General features: G+C 68.5%; 19 protein-coding genes, 2 tRNA genes, 1 other RNA gene and 1 pseudogene. 6 read left to right on the top strand and 17 right to left on the bottom strand.

Going from position 1 to position 20651, the window contains the following annotated elements:
* Window positions 1–11: 11 nt before the first annotated feature.
* From IPL89_17985 to IPL89_17925, 13 genes and pseudogenes are all read right to left on the bottom strand, one after another.
* A complete protein-coding gene (locus tag IPL89_17985; GenBank protein ID MBK9065044.1) occupies window positions 12–803 on the bottom strand; it encodes a YmdB family metallophosphoesterase in 792 nt (263 codons plus the stop codon).
* A 42-nt stretch (window positions 804–845) separates the two neighbouring features.
* Window positions 846–2447 (bottom strand): ribonuclease Y, encoded by a 1602-nt coding sequence (rny, locus tag IPL89_17980; GenBank protein MBK9065043.1) that lies wholly within the window; start codon window positions 2445–2447, stop codon window positions 846–848.
* Window positions 2448–2541: 94 nt separating this feature from the next.
* A non-coding RNA gene (ssrS, locus tag IPL89_17975) (6S RNA) lies at window positions 2542–2721 on the bottom strand.
* Between the two features lie 60 nt (window positions 2722–2781).
* Window positions 2782–3054 (bottom strand): annotated as a pseudogene (gene zapA, locus IPL89_17970) (cell division protein ZapA).
* Window positions 3055–3100: 46 nt separating this feature from the next.
* Window positions 3101–3385, bottom strand: a complete 285-nt coding sequence (gene zapB / locus IPL89_17965; protein MBK9065042.1) for a cell division protein ZapB — start codon at window positions 3383–3385, stop codon at window positions 3101–3103.
* A 9-nt stretch (window positions 3386–3394) separates the two neighbouring features.
* Window positions 3395–5542, bottom strand: coding sequence for a phenylalanine--tRNA ligase subunit beta (pheT, locus tag IPL89_17960; protein MBK9065041.1), 2148 nt, complete (start codon window positions 5540–5542; stop codon window positions 3395–3397).
* A gap of 1 nt (window position 5543) precedes the next feature.
* The gene (gene pheS / locus IPL89_17955) at window positions 5544–6632 is read right to left on the bottom strand and encodes a phenylalanine--tRNA ligase subunit alpha (protein MBK9065040.1); all 1089 of its coding nucleotides are present in this window, start codon (window positions 6630–6632) and stop codon (window positions 5544–5546) included.
* A complete protein-coding gene (gene rplT / locus IPL89_17950; protein MBK9065039.1) occupies window positions 6584–7042 on the bottom strand; it encodes a 50S ribosomal protein L20 in 459 nt (152 codons plus the stop codon). The genes pheS and rplT overlap by 49 nt, the downstream gene beginning before the upstream one ends.
* A gap of 27 nt (window positions 7043–7069) precedes the next feature.
* A complete protein-coding gene (gene rpmI / locus IPL89_17945) occupies window positions 7070–7270 on the bottom strand; it encodes a 50S ribosomal protein L35 (protein ID MBK9065038.1) in 201 nt (66 codons plus the stop codon).
* A gap of 20 nt (window positions 7271–7290) precedes the next feature.
* On the bottom strand, window positions 7291–7842 hold the full coding sequence (locus tag IPL89_17940; protein MBK9065037.1) for a translation initiation factor IF-3: 552 nt from the start codon (window positions 7840–7842) through the stop codon (window positions 7291–7293).
* A gap of 18 nt (window positions 7843–7860) precedes the next feature.
* Window positions 7861–9834, bottom strand: coding sequence for a threonine--tRNA ligase (thrS, locus tag IPL89_17935; protein ID MBK9065036.1), 1974 nt, complete (start codon window positions 9832–9834; stop codon window positions 7861–7863).
* Between the two features lie 83 nt (window positions 9835–9917).
* Window positions 9918–9993: transfer RNA gene (locus tag IPL89_17930), tRNA-Val, on the bottom strand.
* Between the two features lie 40 nt (window positions 9994–10033).
* Window positions 10034–10108: transfer RNA gene (locus tag IPL89_17925), tRNA-Val, on the bottom strand.
* A gap of 181 nt (window positions 10109–10289) precedes the next feature.
* On the opposite strand from IPL89_17925, the gene IPL89_17920 reads away from it, so the two are divergent.
* Complete coding sequence (locus IPL89_17920; GenBank protein MBK9065035.1) at window positions 10290–12998, top strand: protein kinase; 2709 nt, start codon at window positions 10290–10292, stop codon at window positions 12996–12998.
* On the opposite strand, the gene IPL89_17915 is transcribed toward IPL89_17920, so the two are convergent.
* From IPL89_17915 to IPL89_17900, 4 genes are read right to left on the bottom strand one after another with little or no spacing between them, the layout of a single operon-like run.
* Window positions 12938–13465: a DUF4442 domain-containing protein gene (locus tag IPL89_17915; GenBank protein ID MBK9065034.1), complete on the bottom strand. Its 528-nt coding sequence runs from the start codon at window positions 13463–13465 to the stop codon at window positions 12938–12940. The two genes, IPL89_17920 and IPL89_17915, sit on opposite strands and share 61 nt — an antisense overlap.
* A 2-nt stretch (window positions 13466–13467) precedes the next feature.
* Window positions 13468–14106 (bottom strand): M15 family metallopeptidase, encoded by a 639-nt coding sequence (locus tag IPL89_17910; GenBank protein ID MBK9065033.1) that lies wholly within the window; start codon window positions 14104–14106, stop codon window positions 13468–13470.
* Between the two features lie 58 nt (window positions 14107–14164).
* Window positions 14165–14629 (bottom strand): hypothetical protein, encoded by a 465-nt coding sequence (locus IPL89_17905; protein ID MBK9065032.1) that lies wholly within the window; start codon window positions 14627–14629, stop codon window positions 14165–14167.
* A gap of 15 nt (window positions 14630–14644) precedes the next feature.
* The gene (locus tag IPL89_17900; GenBank protein MBK9065031.1) at window positions 14645–14935 is read right to left on the bottom strand and encodes a LysM peptidoglycan-binding domain-containing protein; all 291 of its coding nucleotides are present in this window, start codon (window positions 14933–14935) and stop codon (window positions 14645–14647) included.
* Between the two features lie 35 nt (window positions 14936–14970).
* On the opposite strand from IPL89_17900, the gene IPL89_17895 reads away from it, so the two are divergent.
* From IPL89_17895 to IPL89_17875, 5 genes are all read left to right on the top strand, one after another.
* Complete coding sequence (locus tag IPL89_17895) at window positions 14971–15927, top strand: glycosyltransferase family 2 protein (protein MBK9065030.1); 957 nt, start codon at window positions 14971–14973, stop codon at window positions 15925–15927.
* 148 nt (window positions 15928–16075) lie between these two features.
* Window positions 16076–16999, top strand: coding sequence for a flippase-like domain-containing protein (locus IPL89_17890; GenBank protein MBK9065029.1), 924 nt, complete (start codon window positions 16076–16078; stop codon window positions 16997–16999).
* A 29-nt stretch (window positions 17000–17028) separates the two neighbouring features.
* On the top strand, window positions 17029–19041 hold the full coding sequence (locus IPL89_17885; protein MBK9065028.1) for a DUF885 domain-containing protein: 2013 nt from the start codon (window positions 17029–17031) through the stop codon (window positions 19039–19041).
* A 23-nt stretch (window positions 19042–19064) separates the two neighbouring features.
* Complete coding sequence (locus IPL89_17880) at window positions 19065–19787, top strand: hypothetical protein (GenBank protein ID MBK9065027.1); 723 nt, start codon at window positions 19065–19067, stop codon at window positions 19785–19787.
* Complete coding sequence (locus IPL89_17875; protein ID MBK9065026.1) at window positions 19784–20650, top strand: TIGR04222 domain-containing membrane protein; 867 nt, start codon at window positions 19784–19786, stop codon at window positions 20648–20650. The genes IPL89_17880 and IPL89_17875 overlap by 4 nt, the downstream gene beginning before the upstream one ends.
* The last annotated feature ends 1 nt before the right edge of the window (window position 20651 follow it).

Below are 20651 nucleotides of genomic sequence, written 5' to 3'. Positions count from 1 at the left end.
GACGCGGCCGGTCAGGTGGCCAGCTTCTCCTGGATCGAGGTGATCGTGCGGGCCTTCCCCGTCGCCTCGTCCACGTCCACGATGGCGCCGCAGAGGCGCACGTCGCGGGTGGCCGTCTCCATGGAGCGCGGCGTCTGGTGGAGGAACTTCTCGAGGATGTGCTTCGGGTCGAACCCGATGATCCCCTCGTAGGCGCCCGTCATGCCGGCGTCGCCCTGATAGGCGGTGCCCTTCGGCAGGATCCGGGCGTCGGCCGTCGGGACGTGCGTGTGCGTGCCGATCACGAGCGACGCGCGGCCGTCGAACCACCAGCCGATCGCCTGCTTCTCGGACGTCGCCTCGGCGTGAATGTCGATCAGGACGACCTTCATCTCCGGCCGCTTGGCGCGCATTTCGGCGAGCACCGCGTCGCCGACGCGGAACGGCGAGTCCGTGTTCGCCATGAAGACCTGCCCCTGCAGGTTCACGACGCCGACGGGGATCCCGCCCTGCGTCGTCTGGATCGTCCAGCCCCGGCCCGGATTGCCCGGCGGGTAGTTGGCGGGGCGCAGGAGGTTCTCGAGGTCGTCGAGGAGGGGAACGAAGTCCTTTTTGTCCCAGATGTGGTTTCCCGACGTGAAGACGTCGATCGGGAGCTTCGACATGTCGGCGAAAAGCTCCGCCGTCACGCCGAACCCGCCGGCCGCGTTCTCGATGTTCACGACCGTGAAGTCGACGTGCTCGCGCGCGATCAGCTTCTCGAGCAGGCCGAGAGCCCGGCGCCCGGGCTTGCCAACCACATCACCGACGAACAAGAGCTTCAAGCGGCCCCTCTTACCCTTCCAAGAAAATCTTCTCTTCCTCTTCTATTTGGCAAAATCAACGGCCCTCGTCTCTCGAATCACCGTGATCTTGATCTGCCCGGGGTACTGAAGCTCGGCCTCGACGCGCTTGGCGATGTCCTTCGACATCCACAGGCACTCGTCGTCCGAGATCTTCTTCGCGTCCACGATCACGCGCAGCTCGCGTCCCGCCTGGATCGCGAACGTGCGCTCGACGCCCTTCATCCCTTCCGTCATCTTCTCGAGCTTCTCGAGGCGCTTGACGTAGGTCTCGAGGATCTCGCGGCGGGCGCCGGGGCGGGCCGCCGAAATCGCGTCCGCCGCGTTCACGAGGACCGCCTCGATCGTGCGCGGCTCGTAGTCGCCGTGGTGGCACTCCATCCCGTGGATGACGGCCTCGCTCTCGCCGTACTTCTTCAGGATCTGCCGTCCGAGCTCGAGGTGCGTGCCCTCCTGCTCGCGGTCGACGGCCTTGCCGATGTCGTGGAGGAGCCCCGCGCGCTTCGTCACGGCGACGTCCGCGCCCAGCTCGCTCGCGAGGTGGCACGCGGCCCAGCCGACTTCCTTCGAGTGCTGGAGGACGCTCTGCCCGTAGCTCGTGCGGTATTTGAGGCGGCCGAGGAGCTTGACGACCTCGGGGTGCAGGTCGGCGATGCCGAACTCGAACGCCGCGGCTTCGCCGGCCGTCTTGACGTCCTGCCAGAGCTCCTCCCGGACCTTCTCGACGACTTCCTCGATGCGGGCCGGGTGGATGCGCCCGTCCTGGATGAGGCGCTCGAGCGCGCGGCGCGCGACTTCGCGGCGGATCGGGTCGAACGAGGAGAGGAGGATCGCCTCCGGCGTGTCGTCGATGATGATGTCGACGCCCGTCGCGGCCTCGACGGCGCGGATGTTCCGGCCCTCGCGGCCGATGATGCGGCCCTTCATGTCGTCGGACGGGAGGTCGAGAACCGACACGGTCGTCTCGACGACGTGGTCGGACGCCATGCGCTGGATCGTCATCGAGAGGAGGCGCTTCGCCTTCCAGTTCGCGCTCTCGACGGCATCTTCCTCGATGCGGCGGACGAGACCCGTCGCCTCGAGGCGGGCCTCGTTCTCGAGCTCGCGGATGAGGTCGCGCTTGGCCTGCTCGGCCGTCAGGCCGGCGATGGCCTCGAGCTTCAAGCGCTGCTGGGCGACGACGGCCTCTGCGGCCTTCTTCGCCTCTTCCTCCAGCTCCTCCATGCGCTTCTCGCGCTTCGTGAGGTTCTGGGCGCGGTTCTCCGAGTCCTGCTCGCGCTTCTCGGCCGCGAGGATCTTCTTGTCGAGCGTCTCTTCCTTCTGGAGGAGGCGCTTTTCCTGGTCGAGAAGCTCGGCTCGACGCTTGGCGGCCTCGGCGTCCGCGGCCTCGCGGGCCTTGAGCTGCCGCTCCTTGGCGTCCAGCTCGGTCTTCTGGGCGTTGGCTTCCGCCCTGCGGACGGCGGCCTCGGCGGCGATCTTGGCTTCCTCGCGGACCTTCTTGGCCTCGAGCTCGGCCTCGGCCCTCGCGAGTGAGGCCGATCCGCGGGACCGGATGGCCCACACGAGGACGCCCACGGCGAAAATCGCGAGCGCAACCTCGACGACGATGAATTGAATCGAACTCACGGGTCTGTCCCCCTCGAAACGTTCGTTTGAGAGGGTGATCCGGAACTAGAGCGCGACAGGATCCTGGAGACGTCCCTCCGGTGATGCCCAAGAAGGGCGCCCCGCCTCGGCCGTGTGGGAAAAGTCGATTGAACCCGTCAAAAGACAGGGGGAGACCCCGGGGCAGACCTTTAGTTCCCCCGAAGGGGCGTCACCGGTCGGCCCGATGTCGAAGGCTCCACGATAGAAATATCGGTTCAAGGACATATCCCATTCACGCACCGCGCAGGGTGCCGATCGATTCGTTGCCGGCCCTCGCCGGAATTGAGGGAGACGTCTTCAGGACCTCGTCGAGCTTTTCCACGAGGCGGCCCGCCCGTGCGGCGAGACGGCCCGGATCACCCTCGGAGCCTGACTTGGTACGAAACTGGTAGAACTCGTCGGAAATGTTGAGGGCAGTGAGGATGGCGATCTTCGCGGCGTCGATCGTGGGCGCGTGCTCCGAGACCTCGCGCATCTTCCGGTCGACGAAACCGGCCAGCTCCTTGATGTAGCCGGGATCCCCCGCGGCGCGGACGGAGTACGTCTGCCCGAAGATCTCGACCTGTGTGACGCTGGGTTTCGCCATTGTTCCGCTGCGGCACGTGGCCGCGCGGAAAGGATAGCACGCGCTCTTACGCTTTACCCGCGCCTTTTCCCTCGTCCAGGGTCCTCAAAACGCGCTCGATGCGCTCCTTCACGGCGTTGCGCTCGTCCTCGTAACGCGCGAGGAGCATCGCGGCCTCCCCGCCCTCGTCCGCCTTGGCCTTCGCGGCCGCGACCTCGGACTCGAGCCGGGCGTTCTCGGCGGCGAGCTTCTTCACGACCTCGACGAGCGCCTCGACCCGCTCCTCGATCGCGTCGAGAACGGGCTCGAGGGAGCCTTCGGATTTCTCGGTCTTTCCCTTGGCTTCCTTCACGCATCCTCCTCAGGCGGGCGCGGGCACGCCGTCGACCTTCACGCCCTCGAGGGCGAGAAGACGCCGTGCGGCCGCGTCGCGCCAGCCGTTCACGTCCTCGCGCGCGAGCGAGCCGCGCGGGGATCCAAAACGCAGGGTCAGGGTCGTCTTGACGAATCCGTCCGGGACGCCGGGGCCGCGGTAACGCCCCTTAGCCTCGATTGCGACGAGCTCGGCGGGCGCGCCGCTGCGAACGGCCGCCTCGAGCGCCGCCCAGGGCAGAGAAAGCGCATGCGTCGCCGTGAGGTCCACCTCGCTGCCGGGAAACTTCGACGGCGGCTCGACGGACGTCTCGGCCGGCGGCAGCGCGGCGGCGAGGACACCGAGGTCGAGATCGGCGACGACGGGATCGACGAGGTCCCACGAGGCGGCGAGAGCCGGCTCGAGGACGCCCACCCAGCCCGCGGGCTTGCCCGACACGAAAACGTCGGCCGCTCTGCCAGCCGCGAGGAACGAAGAGAAAGGCGAAGAGGGATTTTCTTTGAAGGTGAAGAGGGCACGGGGCCCACCCAAGCCGAGGCCCCTCATGAGGGCTTCTGCGATTCCCGCCCCTTCAAAGAAATCCGAATTCGCCGTTTCCGTCTGCGCCCAGTGGCGGTTCCGGGCGCCTGCGAGCAGGATCCCCACTCTTACCTTCTCAGAAACTCTCCCATCCCCGGTCTTCTCTTCAGCAGAAATCTCTTTCTTCTCCGGATTCCATCCGAAGCTCGTGCCCACCTCGAAGAGGGCGAGGTCCTTCATGCCGCGCCGCACGTTGTGCTGCGCGCTCTGGAGGAGGCCGATCACGGGCGTCGCGCGCAGCGTCGTGAACGGCTCGCCGAGCGGGTTCTCGACGACGACCGGCGCGCCGGGAGCCGCGGACGCGAACGGCGCGTTCTCGGCTTCCGACACGAAGGAGTACGTCACGCACTCGAGAAGGCCCATCCCCGCGAGGAGGTCGCGGGCGCGGTCGGGCACCTGCGCGGCGCGCGAAACCGTGCGCGGCACGAACGGCGCCGGGAGAGTCTCGGGCAGGCGGTCGTAGCCCTCGCAGCGGATGACTTCCTCGATCAGGTCTTCCTCGCTCGTGACGTCGATGCGCCAGCTCGGGACCTTCACCGTCACGGCGCCGCCCTCGAGGACGGGCGCGAGCCCGAGCTCGCGGAGGATCTCGACGACGCGGCCCTCAGGGATCGTCATGCCGAGGAAACTGGCGAGCCGTGAGAGGCGGAGGGAGAGCGCGGCCGCGGGCGCCCTTTCCGCGCGGACGTCGACGACGCCCTTCGCGACCATGCCGCCACAGTCGGCGACGATGAGGCGCGCGGCGCGGTTCAGGCCGTCGAGCGTCGCTTCGGGGTCCGTGCCGCGCTCGAAGCGGTGCGAGGCGTCGGTGTGCATCCCGAGGGAGCGCGCCGTCTTGCGCACCGCGCCCGGGTGGAAGTGCGCGCTCTCGAGAAGGATGCGCGTGGTCTTCTCCGAGATCGCGGTCGCGAGGCCGCCCATGACGCCCGCAAGGGCGACGGGCCTTTCGGCGTCCGCGATCACGAGGTGCTGCGGTCCGAGCTTGCGCTCCACGCCGTCGAGCGTCACGAGCGTCTCGCCCGCCTTCGCGCGCCGCACGACGATCGTCGGGAGGCCGTCGGCCCCCTTCGCGAGCGTGTCGAGGTCGAAGGCGTGGAGCGGCTGGCCGATGTCCCAGAGCACGTGGTTCGTCGCGTCGACGGGCGAGGAGATCGCGCCCTGGCCGATCGCGGCGAGGCGCGCCGTCACGGCGGCGGCCGCCGGGCGGATCGTCACGCCCTCGATCACGCGCGCGGAGTAGCGCGAGCAGAGCGCGGGTTCGGCGACGACGACGGCCGCGCGCGTCTCCACCGCCGGCCCGGTTTCCGAAACGGCGACGGACGCTTCGGCGTCCCCGAACGCGCGGCGCAGCGCGACGGCGGCCTCGCGGGCGAGGCCGCGATGGTTCATGCCGTCAGGCCGGTTCGCGGTGATCTCGACGTCGTACACGGTGGCCGCGCCCGCGCCCTCGACGCCCTCGACGATGAAGCCGACGGCCGTCAGGCGGTCGCCCAGCTCCTTCGGGTCCGGCGCCGGGCCCGGCAGGTACGAGGCGAGCCAGGAGTACGCGAACTTCATCTCAGGCCCACACGCGGTCGAGGAACCGCACGTCGTTCTCGAAGAAGAGCCGCAGGTCCGGGACGCCGTAGAGGAGGAACGCGATGCGGTCGATGCCCATGCCGAACGCGAAGCCGGAGTACTTCTCGGGGTCGATGCCGCCGTTCCGGAGCACGTTCGGGTGGACCATCCCGGCGCCCATGATCTCGATCCAGCCTGAGCCCGAGCACGGGCGGCACGCGCCGCCGTTCGCCGCACCGGTTCCCTTGCAGAAGACGCACGAGACGGCGACGTCGACGCCCGGCTCGACGAACGGGAAGAACGTCGGGCCGAAGCGGATCTTCGTCTCGGGCGAGAAGAGCCGCCTCGAGAACGCGGCGAGCGTGCCCTTGAGGTCGGCGAACGTGATGCCTTCGCCCACCGTGAGCCCTTCCATCTGGTGGAAGACCGGCGAGTGGCGCGGGTCGATGTCGTCCTTGCGATACACGCGGCCCGGGATGACGATCCGGATCGGCGGCTTCTCTCCGAGCATCGTCCGGATCTGGACCGGCGACGTGTGCGTGCGCAGCAGCAGGCGGTCGCGCCCCACCCCGCCGTCCTTCACGAAGAACGTGTCCACGGCGTCGCGCGCCGGGTGGTCGGGCGGGAAGTTCAGCGACTCGAAGTTGTGCCAGTCCGACTCGACCTCGGGGCCGTGGGCGACCTCGTAGCCGAGCGCGAAGAAGGCTTCCTCCATGCGGCGCCTGACCACCGTCAGCGGGTGCAGCCGCCCGAGGCGCGGGGCGCGCGGGGGGAGAGTCACGTCGACGGCCAGCGCCTTCTGCTTTTGCTGGCGTTCGAAGAGAAGAGAAGATTCTTCGAGTGAAGAGAGGGCAGCCTCGACGTCTCTCTTGAACGTGTTGACGGCGGCGCCGACGCTCGCCTTCTGGTCCTTGGGGACTTCCTTGAGCTGCTTGAGGAGGGCCGTGATCGCCCCCTGCTGCTGGCCCAGCCACTTGACGTGCAGCGCGCGCACGTCCGCCGGGAAGAGGCCGCTCGTCGCGGCCTTCTCCTGCGCGGTCTTCAACTCTTCGAAGAAAACTCTTCGATTCTCTTCGACCGAAGCGAGCAGATCCGCCACTCGTCGACGCGGATCAGGCGTTCGCGGGAGCGGCGGCGGCCGACAGCCCGAGGGCGGACTTGGCGGACGCGACGAGCGACGCGAAACCCCTTCGGGTCCTCGACGGCGATCTCGGCGAGAACCTTGCGGTTCACGTCCGAGCCGGCCTTCTTGAGCCCGGCCATGAGCTTGCTGTAGCTCAGGTCGTGGTCGCGGGCGGCGGCGTTGATGCGCACGATCCACAGTCCGCGGAATTCGCGCTTCTTCTGCTTGCGGTCGCGCGTCGCGTAGGCGAGCGAGCGCTCGACCTGGAGCTCGGCGATGCGGAAGCAGTTGTGCTTGGTTCCGTAGTAGCCCTTCGCGAGCTTGAGCACGCGAACGCGGCGATTCTTCCTTTTGGGTCCACGCTTGACGCGAGGCATGGTCGTATCTCCTTAAGTGGATTCGGATCAGGCGTACGGGAGCATCGAGCGGACGTTCTTCGTGTCGGCTTTCGACACGAGCGTCGACTTCTTCAGTCCCCGCAGCCGGCTCGCGTTCTTCTTCGTGAGGATGTGACGCTTCATCGCGTGACCGCGCTTGAACTTCCCCGTCGCGGTCTTGTGGAAGCGCTTCGCAGCGCCCCGGTGCGTCTTTCTCTTGCCGGGCATGACGGTCTCCTTTTCGATCTCTAGTGCTTCTTGATGGGGCTCAGGATCTGGTGCATGCGGTTCCCCATCATCTCGGTGCCGGACTCGGCGTGCGCCTTGCCCTCGAGGTCCTTGATGAGCCGGTCGAGGACCTTCCGCCCGTTGTCGAGTCGCGACATCTCACGTCCGCGGAACTGAACCGTCGCCTTCACCTTGTCCCCCTCTTCGAGGAACCGGATGATGTTGCGGAACTTGAAGTCGTAGTCGTGCTCGTCGATGTTCGGCCGGAACTTGATTTCCTTGACCTGGGTGACCTTCTGCTTCTTCTTGGACTCGTGCTCTTTCTTCTTCTTCTCGAACGTGAACTTCCCGTAGTCCATGATCTTGCAGACCGGAGGGTCGGCCTGCTCGGCGATCACGACGACGTCGAGGCCTTCCTCGCGACCCTTCGCGAGCGCCGCCTGGGGCTCGAGGACGCCGAGCTGCTCGCCCGTGGACGAGATCAGCCGGACACCCTTGAAACGCAGGATGTACTCGTTGATCGGGGAGTTCTTGGTCGGGGGGACCCGGGGACCACCTCTGAAGAATGCGATGGGGATTTCCTCCTTCTGTTAGCGAGCCGTTGACGTTTCGTGCCAAACGAGCGAGCGGTTCGCCACCGCCCCTCTCATCATTCGAAGCAATTCTCCAATCTTCTGGTCCTTGAATTCCCCGCCGTGGCGGACGCGGAGCGAGACGGTGCCCGCCGCGACTTCCTTCTCGCCGACGATCAGGAGGGCGGGGACCTTCTCCATCTCGCCCAGCCTGATCTTCGCGCCCAGCTTTTCATTCCTCTGGTCGCTCGACGCGCGCAGGCCCGCTTCTCTTACCCTTCTAAGAATCTCTTCCCCGTATTCATTGAACTTCTCCGAAACCGGCACCACCCGGACCTGCTCCGGCGCGAGCCAGAACGGGAAATCGCCGCCCGTGTGCTCGATGAGAATCCCGAAGAACCGCTCGAGCGACCCGAGGATCGCGCGGTGGAGGACGACGGGGCGCTTCCTGGACCCGTCCTCCGCCGTGTAGTGCAGCTCGAAGCGCTCGGGGTTCGAGAAGTCGACCTGGAGCGTGCCGAGCTGCCACGCACGGCCGATCGCGTCCGTGACCTGGAAGTCGAGCTTCGGCCCGTAGAACGCGCCGTCGCCGGCGTTCACGAAATACGACCAGCCCGGAAGCGACGCGGCGCGCTTTTCGAACGCGTCCGAAAGCGCTTTCTCGGCTTTGTCCCAGTTCTCGATCTCGCCCATGAACTTCTCGGGGCGCGTCCCGAGTCCGACCTTCACTTCGCGGAACGCGAACGTCTCGTAAACCTCGCGGATGAAGTCGAGGAACCGGTTCATCTCTTCGGCCATCTGGTCGATCGCGCAGAAGATGTGCGAGTCGTCCTGGGCGAACGTGCGGACGCGCGTCAGGCCCTGCGTGACGCCCGACTTCTCGTAGCGGTGCAGGCGCCCGAAGTCCGCGAAGCGGACCGGGAGGTCCCGGTAGCTGTACGCCTGCGAGGCGTACATGAGGAAGTGCCCCGGGCAGTTCATGGGCTTCACGCCGAACTCGCGCTCGTCGATCTCGGTGAAGTACATGTTGTCGTGGTAGTTCTGGTAGTGCCCCGACGTCTTGAAGAGCTCGACGTCGAAGACCTGCGGCGTGATGACTTCCTGGTACCCGTACTTCACGTACAGGTCGCGCATGAAGGCGACGAGGAGGTTGTAGACCGTCGCGCCCTTCGGGAGGAAGAACGGCGACGCGGGCGCCCAGTGGTGGAACACGAAGAGCCCGAGCTCCTTGCCGAGCTTGCGGTGGTCGCGGGCCCGGGCGGCCTCGAGGCGCGCGAGGTGCTCGTCGAGGTCCTTCTGCGTGAGGAACACGGCCCCGTAGATGCGCTGGAGCATCGGGTTTCGCTCGTCGCCCTTCCAGTAGGCGCCGGCGGAATGCGTGAGCTTGAAGACGCCGAGCTTCCCCGTGGACGGGACGTGTGGGCCGCGGCAGAGGTCGATGAAGTCCTTCTGCTCGTAGCACGAGAGACTGCCCTCGGGAATGCCGTCGACGATCTCGACCTTGAGCGGGTCGTTCTGGCCCTGAAAGAGCTTCACGGCCTCGGCCTTCGACATCTCCTTGCGGACGACGACGTTGTCCTCGGCGACGATCTTCCGCATCTCGGCGTCGATCTTCTCGAGGTCCTCGGGCGTGAACGGGCGGCCCGGATCGAAGTCGTAGTAGAAGCCGTTGTCGATGGCGGGGCCGATGCCGATCTTGACGCCCGGGAAGAGGCGCTTGACCGCGTTCGCGCAGAGGTGGGCCGTGGAGTGGCGGTAGAGCTCGAGCGCGTCGGCGTGCTTCGGCGTCACGACCTCGAACGCACCGGACTCCGTGAGGGGGCGGGAGAGGTCGAGGACGTGGCCCGAGAGCTTGACGCCGAGCGCGTCCTTGGCGAGCCGGGGGCCGATCGACTCGGCGACGGCACGGCCGGTGGTGCCCGAGGGCACCTCCCGAACCGAGCCATCGGGCAGCGTCAACCGGATCACGCTCGAACTCACCGCCGCGGACATGTCTTCCCCTCTTCCCTTTCCCAGAAGAAATCTTCTTCTTCTCTTCTCCGAGAAGAAAAACGAGATGGGTCGAGGAATGAGGTTGGTAGGCGCTAGCGGACTCGAACCGCTGACCCCTTCCGTGTGAAGGAAGTGCTCTACCGACTGAGCTAAGCGCCTTCGAGCTGCCAAACGGCGGCGGCACGGGAGAGACTGCGGATGGTAGGCGCTAGCAGGATCGAACTGCTGACCCCTACCGTGTCAAGGTAGTGCTCTACCACTGAGCTAAGCGCCTGTGCGTGCCGCGTTTGTCTCTCCGAGGGCTGTCGCCGGGGGCCGTTCGCGATGGAACGTCTTTTGAGCCCCGACCTCGACCCGGATCGTCTTCTCCAAAGAGCATTTCCGGCGTTTCGGCCGGAGCCGCGGAGGATAACACAGCCCGTCCGGCATTCATTGAGATAGCATCTCGACAACCCGTGACGCGCTGCCCTCACTGTGACGCCGAGGTGCCGGCTTCCGGCCGCTTTTGCCCGGCGTGCGGCCAGGCCGTGTCGGCTTCGCTGTCTCACCTCCCCACCGAGATGGGCTCGGCGCCGAAGCCCGTCACCGGGAAGGCCCCTTCGTCGGTGCGCCGGCTCGTCTCTTCTGGCTCGCTCGACCTCGGCGCGTTCGCCCCGGGCGCGATGCTCGGAGAGCGGTACCGCATCGTCGGGCTGCTCGGGAAGGGCGGCATGGGCGAGGTCTACCGCGCCGACGATCTCAAGCTCGGCCAGACCGTCGCCCTGAAGTTCCTGCCCAAGGCGGTCTCGACGGACGAGAGCCTCCTCGCGCGCTTCCACGCCGAGGTCCGGCTCGCGCGGCAGGTCTCGCACCCGAACGTGTGCCGCATCTACGACATCGGCGAGATCGAAGGGCGCCACTTCCTCTCCATGGAGTACGTCGACGGCGAGGACCTCGCGTCGCTCCTCAAGCGAATCGGCCGCCTCCCCGTCGACAAGACGATCGAGATCGCCCGCCAGCTCTGCGCGGGCCTCCATGCGGCGCACGAGAAAGGCGTCCTGCACCGCGACCTCAAGCCCGCGAACGTCATGCTCGACGGGCGCGGCCGCGTGAGGATCACGGACTTCGGTCTCGCGGTCGCCGCCGAAGAGGCGGCCTCGCTGGGCGAAATCTCGGGCACGCCCGCGTACATGGCGCCGGAGCAGCTCGCCGGCAAGCCGTCGTCCGTGAGGAGCGATCTCTACGCGCTCGGCCTCGTCCTCTACGAGGTCGCGACCGGCAAGAGGGCGTTCGACGCGCCCACGCTGGCCGAGATGCGCCGCAAGCACGAGCAGGAGACGCCGACGGCGCCCTCGGCCGTTCTCGCGGGATTCGACCCGGCGGTCGAGCGCATCATCCTGCGCTGTCTCGAGAAGGACCCGCGCGCGCGGCCGTCGTCGGCGGTGCAGGTTGCAGGAGCCTTGCCCGGTGGCGATCCTCTCGCCGCCGCGCTCGCCGCCGGCGAGACGCCCTCTCCCGAGATGGTCGCGGCCGCCGGAGAGGAAGGGACGCTCGCCGCGGGCCCGGCGTGGGCGCTTCTCGCGGGCGTCGTCGTCCTCCTTGTCGCGGTGCTTCTCATCTCCGGCCTCACGAGAGACCTCGGCCTCGCGCCTCCCGAGAAATCCCGCGATTCGCTCACGGACCGGGCCCACGAGGTGGCAACCCGCCTCGGCTGGACTGATCCGCCAGCCGATACAGCGGTCAGTTTCCTCCGGGACTACCCGTTCCTTCTGTGGAACGCGCAGCACGGCCCGCCTGGCTGGGCGCGGCAGCTCTCTTCCTCGTGGTGGACGCCCGCCACCTTCCGTTACCGACAGAGCCCGCGACCGCTCGTGCCACGCGACTTTCGCGGTGAAGTCCGGGGGGACGACCCCGCGATGAACGTCTCGGGGATGGTCACCGTCACGCTCGACACCCGCGGCCGACTCCGGAGCTTCCTCGCCGTGCCGAGACAGCTGCGGAACGGCTCTCCCCCACAGGCCCCGCCGGGATGGGAGGCGCTCTTCAGGGAGGCGGGCCTCGACTTGAAGGCCTTCACGCCCGCCGAGGCCTCATGGGTGCCGCCCGTCGCGTTCGACACCGTGGCCGGCTGGACGGGAGCCGTTCCCGAAAGACCGGACGCCGTCTTGAAGGTCGTGGCCGCGGTCCACGAGGGGCGCCCCGTCTATTTCGAGCTGATCGCGCCGTGGAGCGAGGCCGCTCAGGTCACGATCCGCCCCAGGGGCCTTCGCGCAAAGGTCTTCGATGTTTCTTTCTTCGTCCTCTCGTTGGCTTTCACCGCCGCGGGGCTCTACTTCGCAAGGCGGAATCTCCGGCTCGGACGCGGGGACAAGGCCGGCGCCATCCGCGTGACGATGGTTGTCTTCAGCCTCATCCTCGTCGGTCACCTCCTCGTGCGCCACGTCCCCGTGGCGCCGGGCGCCTTCGACCGCGCGTTCTGGGAGAGTCTTGGCGACAGTCTTCCCGCGGGGCTCATCGTCGGCGTCGTGTATCTCGCCCTGGAGCCGTACTTCCGGCGACGTTACCCCGAACTCCTGGTCTCGTGGACCCGGCTCCTCTCCGGCAGGCTGCGCGACCCCCTCGTCGGGCGCGACCATCTCTGGGGCGTCCTCGCGGGCCTGTTCGTCGGCCTCGTCGTGAGCGTCGAGAACCTCCCGCCCGCGCTCTTCGCGGCCCCCGGCCAGACGCCGATGCCGGTCAGCTCGATGGCCCTGTCCGGGCTGCCCGGCATCGCGGCCCACGTCCTCTTCGCGGCCGCGGACGGCCTGGTCCGCCTCTTCTTCGTCATCGCCTCGCTCTTCCTGGGACGACTCGTGTTCCGCAAGGCCGCGCTCGCCGCCGCCGTGCCGTGGCTCGTCCTCTTCGTGGCGTTCGCGGGCCGCGAGAATCCCCTCTTCGAGATGCCGGGGGGCGCCCTCTGCGCGACGGTCTTCGTTCTTCTTCTCTTCCGCGCCGGCCTCCTCGGCCTCGCGGTCGGCATGGGAGTCTTCCAGCTCCTTTCGGGCGCGCCGATCACGCCCGACCTGTCCCGCTGGTTCGCGGGGTACGGGCTCTTCTGCCTCGCGGTCGTCCTCGCGATCGCCGCCTACGGCTTCTGGGCGGCACGCGGCGGCGCCGTGTTCTCCGGTGCAGCGGCCGACGACTGACCGGGCGCCGACAAGGCCGTCTTCTTCCTCACCCAGAGCCGCTTCGTGACGCGCGCGACGAGCGTCCCGTCGTCCGCCACGATCTCGCCGACGTAGACCGGCTCGACCTTCTCCCCCCCGTCGGCCAGCGCCTTCACGCGCGCGACCTCCTCGGGCGGGACGTGATAGCGCCCGGTCACGCGTCCGCGGCCCGGCCTCAGGAATTCGATCTGCACCGCCTTGTCCCACACGAGGTATCCGGGGCCGAGGTTCTTCATCACGATGAAGACAAAGAACGGGTCGCACATCGCGTAGAGCGACCCTCCGAAGTGCGTCCCGAAGAGATTCCTGTTCCACCAGTGGAGCTTCATCCGCACGACGATCGTGTACGGATCGTCCTTCGGGTAGGTCACCCGGATTCCGGCCCCGAGCAACGGCGGGTAGAGGTTCACGAACCTCATCAGGAACCGGTGCCGGAGCGAGGCCATCGTCAGCGCACGGAGGCCGGCGCGGGCGCGGGCTGCTTCAGCGACCCGAAGGGGATGTCGAGCACCGCGTACTCGCGGAAGTCCTTCCAGTCGAAGTGCCACCACTCGAAGGGGTAGACGAAGAAGCCCTCCGTCTCCATCGCTCCCCGGAGGAGGTCGCGGCGCTGGAGCGCCTCCTTCGGGCCCTTGTCGTACGTCACGTACGAGCGCTCCGTCATCTCGTCGTAGGCGCCGCCCATGTCGGCTTCCTTCCCTGTCGCAAGGTCGACGAGAGTGAGGTCGACCGCCCCGCCGCGGTTGTGACGCGAGCCGTTCTTCGGGTTCGCGACGAAGACCTTCTTGTCGGCCGGCGTCAGGTCCCAGAACTGCTTCGTGACGGACCACGGACGGTAGCCGTCGAAGACGAGAAGGCCGTAACCCTTCGCCTTGAGAGCGCGCTGGACCCGCGCAAGCGCCTCGGCGGCCGGGCGCTGGAGAAAGGCACGCGCCTCCGAATAGAAGGGCCGGCCGAACTCGTTGTTCTTCGTCGCGTAGCGCACGTCGAGGCGGATCGTCGGGTCGAGCGTCACGAGCTCGACGAGGTCCGGCGCGCGAAACGCGCGGTCTTCCTTCGGGGGGCCGTCCTCTGCGCTCGCCGGCAATGCGGCGAGCGCGAGGACGAGTAACGTTGCGGGAGAGAGGGTCCTCACCGGACCGAGGCTACTTCTTGACCTCGAAGTCCTTCGTCGCGGCGACGGCGCCGTCGGCCGAGACTTCCACCTTGTACTTCCCGACGGGCCAGCCCGACGGCTTCGCGATGTGGAACTCGGTGGCGGCCGGGCCGGTCGAAGAGATATCGCGTCCTTCCTCGTTCACGAGCGTGCCCTTCGCGCCGTACGTCCAGCGCGCCTTGAGCGCGACCTTCGGGGCGACGCCTTCGGTCGCCACGACGGCATGGATCGTGTCCTTCGGTCCGAACGTCGTCGCGGCGTCCTTGATCTTCTTGTCGTCGCCGATGGACTTGCCGAGGTCGACGGACACGACCTTGAACGGAACCGGCGTCGGGACGGCGGTCGCGACCGGAATCGGCGTCGGGGGCGGCGGCGGGGGCTCCTTCTTTCCGCAGGCGGCAAGCGAGACGGCCGCCGCGAGGACGAGCACCGGCAGGGCGAAACGGTTCTTCATCGTCTTCTCCTTCTCTCAGGCGCCAGGGATCTTCAGTTCCTGGCCGGGGTGGATGAGATCCGGGTTCTTGACCTTGTCCTTGTTCGCTTCCCAGATCTCCTTCCAGCGGTTCGCGTCGCCGTAGATCTTCTTCGCGATCTTCGAGAGGCTGTCGCCCGCGACCACGGTGTACGTCCGGGTCACGGTCTCGCCGGCGGGCGCGCCGGCCGTCGAGGAGCTGCCGCTCACGACGTCCGAGAAATCGGGCTCTTTCTCTTCTTCGTCTGGAAAGCTCATATCGAGACCTCCTGATACACGTGATGTCATATCACGGCCCCCTGCTAACCTTCTGAGTCCACGCCATGAAGCTCGTCATCCAGATCCCGGCCTGGGACGAGGCGGAGCAGATCGCCGCCGCCCTCGCGGAGCTGCCAAAGCGGCTCGAGGGATTCGACGCCGTCGAGACGCTCGTCGTGGACGACGGGTCGACCGACGGCACCGCGGAGGCCGCGCGGAGGGCGGGAGCCGACCACGTGGTGCGCCTCCCGATCCACCGCGGCCTCGCCTTCGCGTGGCGGGCCGGCCTGGACGCCTCTCTCCGCGCCGGAGCGGACGTAATCGTCTCGACGGACGCCGACCGCCAGTACGCCGCGGCGGACGTCGCGGCCCTCGTCGCCCCGATCCTGAGAGGCGAGGCCGAGATCGTGGTCGGCGACCGCGGCGTCGCGACGAAGCCGGACTTCTCGCCCGGCAAGCGTCTGACTCAGCGGCTCGGCTCATGGGTGGTCCGGCGGGTCTCCGGCACCGACGTGCCCGACGCGACGTCCGGGTTCCGCGCGCTCACGCGCGAGGCCGCGATGCATCTGAACGTCTTTTCGCGGATGACGTACACGATCGAGACGCTCATCCAGGCGGGCAACAAGGAGATGGCCGTCGCGTCCGTCCCCGTCCGGACGAACGCCCCCGTGCGGCCGTCGCGCCTGATCCGGCGGACGTCGAACTACGTCCTCGTGCAGGGCGCGAACATCCTCCGGATCACGGCGCTCTACAAGCCACTGCCGGTCTTCTTCGGATTTGCGGCCCTGCTCGGCCTCGCCGGGCTCGCGCTCGTCGGACGGTACGCGTGGTTCGTCGCAACGGCCCAGAACCCCGCGGGCCACATCCAGTCGCTCCTCCTCGCGGCCGTGCTCTTCGTCGCCGCGGTCGTGTGCTTCCTGTCGGGCCTCCTCGCCGACCTCATCTCCATCAACCGCGCGCTCCTCGAGGAGCTCGTCGTGGAGAAGAGAAAGCGGAATACAGGCGAGGGGGACAGGGGATGAATATTTCGGATTTCGGATTCGGATTTCTTAGAAGGTGAATGTACGGATGCCCGCCGCGGGACACGCGCCGCCGCAACCGGGCGCGGAGGGGCCGCGCCCCGGCTCCGCCCCTCTTACCCTTTCTAAGAAACTCTTTTCTCTCCTTCTCTTGACGGCGCTGCTCGTGCTGGCCGCCGTGGCGTTCACGCGCTCTTCAGCAGACCTTTTCTCCCGACTCTCTTCCGCGAACCCGTGGCTCGTCGCGCTCGGGTTCCTGCTCAACGTCCTCGCCTTCGCCCCCCGCGCGCTGCGGCTGAACCTGCTGCTGCCGCGCGGCGCTGAGGTGCCGTTCGGCCGCGCGTGGTCCGTGTCGGGGGCGACGACTTTTCTCCTGCAGGTGATGCCCTTCCGGACCGGCGAGGTCGGGACATGGGCCGCGCTGCGCTCCGTCCTCGGGACCACGTGGGCGCGATCGGCGGCGGTCTTCGCCCTCGTGAAGCTCCTCGACACGGCGACGCTCCTCCTCACGGGTGTCGCGGGCGCGGCGTGGCTGCTCGTCGCGCGTGGCACGCCCGTCCTCGGCGCCGCGGCCGCTGCGGTGTGTGTCGGCGGGGCCGGACTTCTTCTCGTTCTGCCCGCCGTCTCCGGCCGCCTCGTCGCGTGGCTCGCCCCGCGCCTGCCGGAGGGCGGAAAGCGGCGCGCGATCGCCGAGGAGATCCTCGAGGGCCTCGCCGTGGCGCGGCGCGCCCCCAACCGTTACCTCGGGGCGGCGCTCGCCGCGATCGCATTCCTCGCGCTCCATCTCGCCGCGCTCTTCGTGACCGCGAAGGGCCTCGGCCTGCCCCTCCACCCCGCGACGCTTGCCGTCGCGCTCCTCGCGTCCATCACGACGGCCGCGGTGATCCCGTCGCCCGCGGGCACGTTCGGCCCGTACGAATCCGGCTTCGCGGCGGCCGCGGCGCTGGACGGGCTGCCGCTCGCGACAGGCGCCGTCCTCGGCGGCCTCCTGCACCTGCTCACGACGCTCGCGGCGGGGGCCGTTGGGCTGGCATTCTTCCTCGGGCGGTTGAGAGAGAATCCCCGTTCCAACTAGCGCAGAGACAGGACGGGAGGTTCTGGAAATTGCTTAGAAGGGTAAGAGGGCGGATCCCCGCATTCACCCGCGTCGCGCACCCGGCAACCGTCGCGGCCCTGGCGTTACTCGCCGCGCTGGCCCTGCCCGCGCATTCGCAGAAATCCCCCTCCTCTTCTTCTCCGAAATCTCCGAAGCAAAAAGCCTCGGTCTTCGCGGCGCTCGAAGAGGATTACGTCCGTGCATTCCTGAGCCGCTTTCCCGTCGTCGCGACGTACCTCGGCGCCTCCGGACTCGACCCGGCCTACGCCGCGCTGGACGGAAAGCTGCGCGACTACTCCCCCGCCGCGCTCCTCGCCGAGCGCGACGAGTTTCGCGGTTTCGAAGCGCGCCTCGCGAAGATCGACCGGAAGAAGCTCCCGGAATCCGACCGCATCGACGCGGCCGTGATGAAGTCCCAGCTCGCCTTCCTGATCCACAACCTCGAACGCCGGATCCACGAGAAGGCGCTCGACGTCTTCCTCGAGGAGCCGCTGCGCGGGATCGAGTGGACGCTCCAGGGAATGGAGCCGGGCGCGGGCTCCGCGCGCGGAACGAAAGCGGAGTGGGCCGCGATCGCCTCTCGCACCGCCGCCGTGCCCGCGTACCTGAAAGTGGCTCTCGCGAACGTCCGGCGCGGCGCCTCCGGCGACGCGATCCCCGACCGGCGCCTCATCGCCGTGTCGGTCGAGGCGGCCGCGTCGACGGCTGCCTACTTCGAGAAGACGCTCCCGGAGCGCGCGAAAGAAGCCGGCTCCGCCCTCGACGACGCGGGCCGCGCGGCTCTCCTCTCGGCGTCCGCAGCCGCCGGCGCCGCCTTTCGCGACTTCCGAAAGGGCCTCGTCGACCTCTACATCCAGCCCGACGGCAAGACGCTGAAGCCCGCCTTCGACCGCGATCGCTACGCGGCCGGCGAGATCGAATACACCTGGGCGCTGAAGAACAACCTGGGAATCTCCGCGACGCCGCGCGAGCTGCACGCGCGCGGCAAGACCGCCGTCGCCGCGACCCTCGCCGAGATGACGGCTCTCGCGCGCCGCATCGCGATCTCGCGCGGCTGGTCCGACCCGTCCCTGCCCGCCGTCGTTTCGAAGCTGGAGGACGAGATCCCGAAGACCGACGCGGAGATGCTCGCGTCCTACCGGGACACGTGCCAGCGCCTCGTGGCGTACGGGCGGAAGACGGGCATGTTCGACCTGCCGGCCGACTACCGGCTGGACGTCCTCTTCACGCCGCCGCCCCTGCGCGACTCGATCGACGCCGCGTACTACCCGGCGCCCCAGTTCAAGAAGGGCGGCGTCGGGCAGTTCTACGTCACGCCGACGGGGAACGACCTCGCCGCGCTGCGCGACCACAACCGGCCCGCGATCGCGTCCACGGCCGCCCACGAGGGTTTCCCCGGCCACGACTGGTACTACCAGTTCACGCGCGCGCGCTCGGCGTCGATTCCCGTGATCCGCTGGCTGCTGCCCGGCGGTGTCGAGGATTCCGCGTCGATGTGGGAGGACGCGCTGTCCTCCGAGGGCTGGGCCCTCTACACCGAGCAGCTGATCGGCGAGCCGCGCGACGGCTTCCCGGAAGGCTTCTACACGCCCGAGGAGCGCCTCATCCAGCTCCAGAACCAGCTCCTGCGCGACGCGCGCGTCGTGGTGGACACGGGTCTTCACTGCGGCTTCATGACGTTCGACGAAGCCGTGACGTACCTCGCGCGAAACGTGCGCTTCGTGCAGGGCCCCGTCTCGACCGACCCGAAGGCGAACCCGAGCGCCTCCGAGCGCGCCGCCGTGGACGGGATGAAGAAGGCCGCCTTCCGGTACTCCAAGTGGCCGACGCAGGCCATCACGTACTACCTCGGGAAAGCCGAAATCCTCGCGCTGCGCGAGGAGTGCCGCCGGATCGAGGGACCGGGCTTCTCGGAGAAGCGCTTCCACGAGGAGTTCCTGTCCGAGGGCCAGATCCCGCCGGGCCTCTTCCGGGAGCGGCTGCTCGCCAAGGCGCGCTCGCGCACCTCCACATCGTCTTAACACGGCAAAACGAGGATCTCGCCATGGAACTGCCCGAGCCGACCGCCCGCGCCCTCGACGCGTTTCTCGCTGCCGCCCGCACGAGCCTCGGCGGCGATCTGTCCTCGGCCGTCCTCTTCGGCAGCGCGGCGGAGGGAGCGCTCCGGCCCGAATCGGACGTCAACCTGGTGCTCGTCCTGAAGGCGCTTCCGGAGAAAGGCGTCGAGGACATGCGCGGCGCCTTGCGTCTCGCGCAGGCGGCGGCCCGGCTCGAGGTCATGTTTCTCCTGGAGAGTGAGATCGCCGAGGCCGCCGAAGCCTTCGCGGTCAAGTTCGCGGACATCGCGCGGCGCCGCCGCGTCCTCTTCGGCAGCGACCCCTTTGCGGCTCTGAGAATCCCGGAGGATGCGTTGCGCCGGCGCCTTTCGCAGTCGCTCCTGAACCTCGTGCTGCGCCTCCGCGAAGCCTGGGCTCTGCACGGCGGGAGCGACGACGAGGCCGGGCGCTCGGTCGCGAACTTCACGGGCCCGCTCCGCGCCGCCGCCGCGTCTCTCCTGTCGCTCGAAGGCCAACCCGTTCCCTCGCCGAAAGAGGCATTGCGCCAGGTTGCCTCCGCCCTGCCCGGCGACGGATGGCCCGCGCTCGTCGAGAGCCTCTCCGCCGTGCGCGAGCGGCGCCCCCTCGCCCCGGGCGAGGCGGCGCGCATCCTCTCCCGGCTCCCGGCGCTCGCCGCTCTTCTGCGCGAGCGCGCCCGGCGGATGCCATGAACCCGTTCGACCTCGCCGGCCCGCAGTTCCTGCTGTTCTACGCCGCACTCGCGGCAGCGACTGTCTTCGTCGTCGCGCACCTGAGGAAGAGCTCCGAGGATGAGGGGCCCGCACACGTCTCGCTCACGGACCCGTACCTGATCGCGTACCTTCGGGGCGGCCCGAACGAAGCCCTCCGCGTCGCGAGCGTCACGCTCGTCGACCGCGGCCTCCTCGTCCCCGACGGCACGACGTTGCAGACGAAAAAGGACGCGCGGGCGAAGAATCCGCTCGAGACGGCTCTGCTCGAGAAGTTCCGCTCCTTCGGCGAGGCGGCCTCGGTGTTCACGGACCGCGCGCTCGGCGCGGCCACCGAGCCGATCCGGACCTCCCTCGAGGACCTCCGCCTCCTGCCGGGCCCCGGAGAGAACGCGGCCCGGATCCGCGCGTTCGTCGTCGGGCTCGTCGTTCTCTGGGGAGTCTCCGGCGTGCGCTGGGCGCAGGCGATCTCGCGCGGGCGGCGAAACGTCGGTTTTCTGATCATCCTGTCGCTCCTCGCGGCCTTCGCGCTCGTCGTCGCCGCCTTCCCCCGCCGAACGGCGAGGGGCGACCGCCTCGTCGCGGACCTGAGGACGCTCTTCTCCGGCCTCCGGCACCGCGCGCCGTCCCTTCGTGCGCACGCCGCGAGCGCCGAGGTCGCACTCCTCGCCGCGGTGTTCGGCGTCGGTCTCCTCCCGGCGGGCGACTTCGGGTACCTGAAGAAGCTGTACCCGAAGGCCTCGTCTTCGGACGGCGGCATCTCAGGCTCGTCCTGCGGATCCTCGTGCGGCTCGTCGTGCGGAGGCGGCGGGTGCGGCGGCGGCTGCGGCGGGTGCGGGGGCTGAC

The organism is Acidobacteriota bacterium, from assembly GCA_016716715.1.
Taxonomy (GTDB): domain Bacteria; phylum Acidobacteriota; class Thermoanaerobaculia; order UBA5066; family UBA5066; genus Fen-183.
Note: the sequence above shows the minus strand (reverse complement) of the source record. Positions and strands in the feature narration are given on the sequence as shown.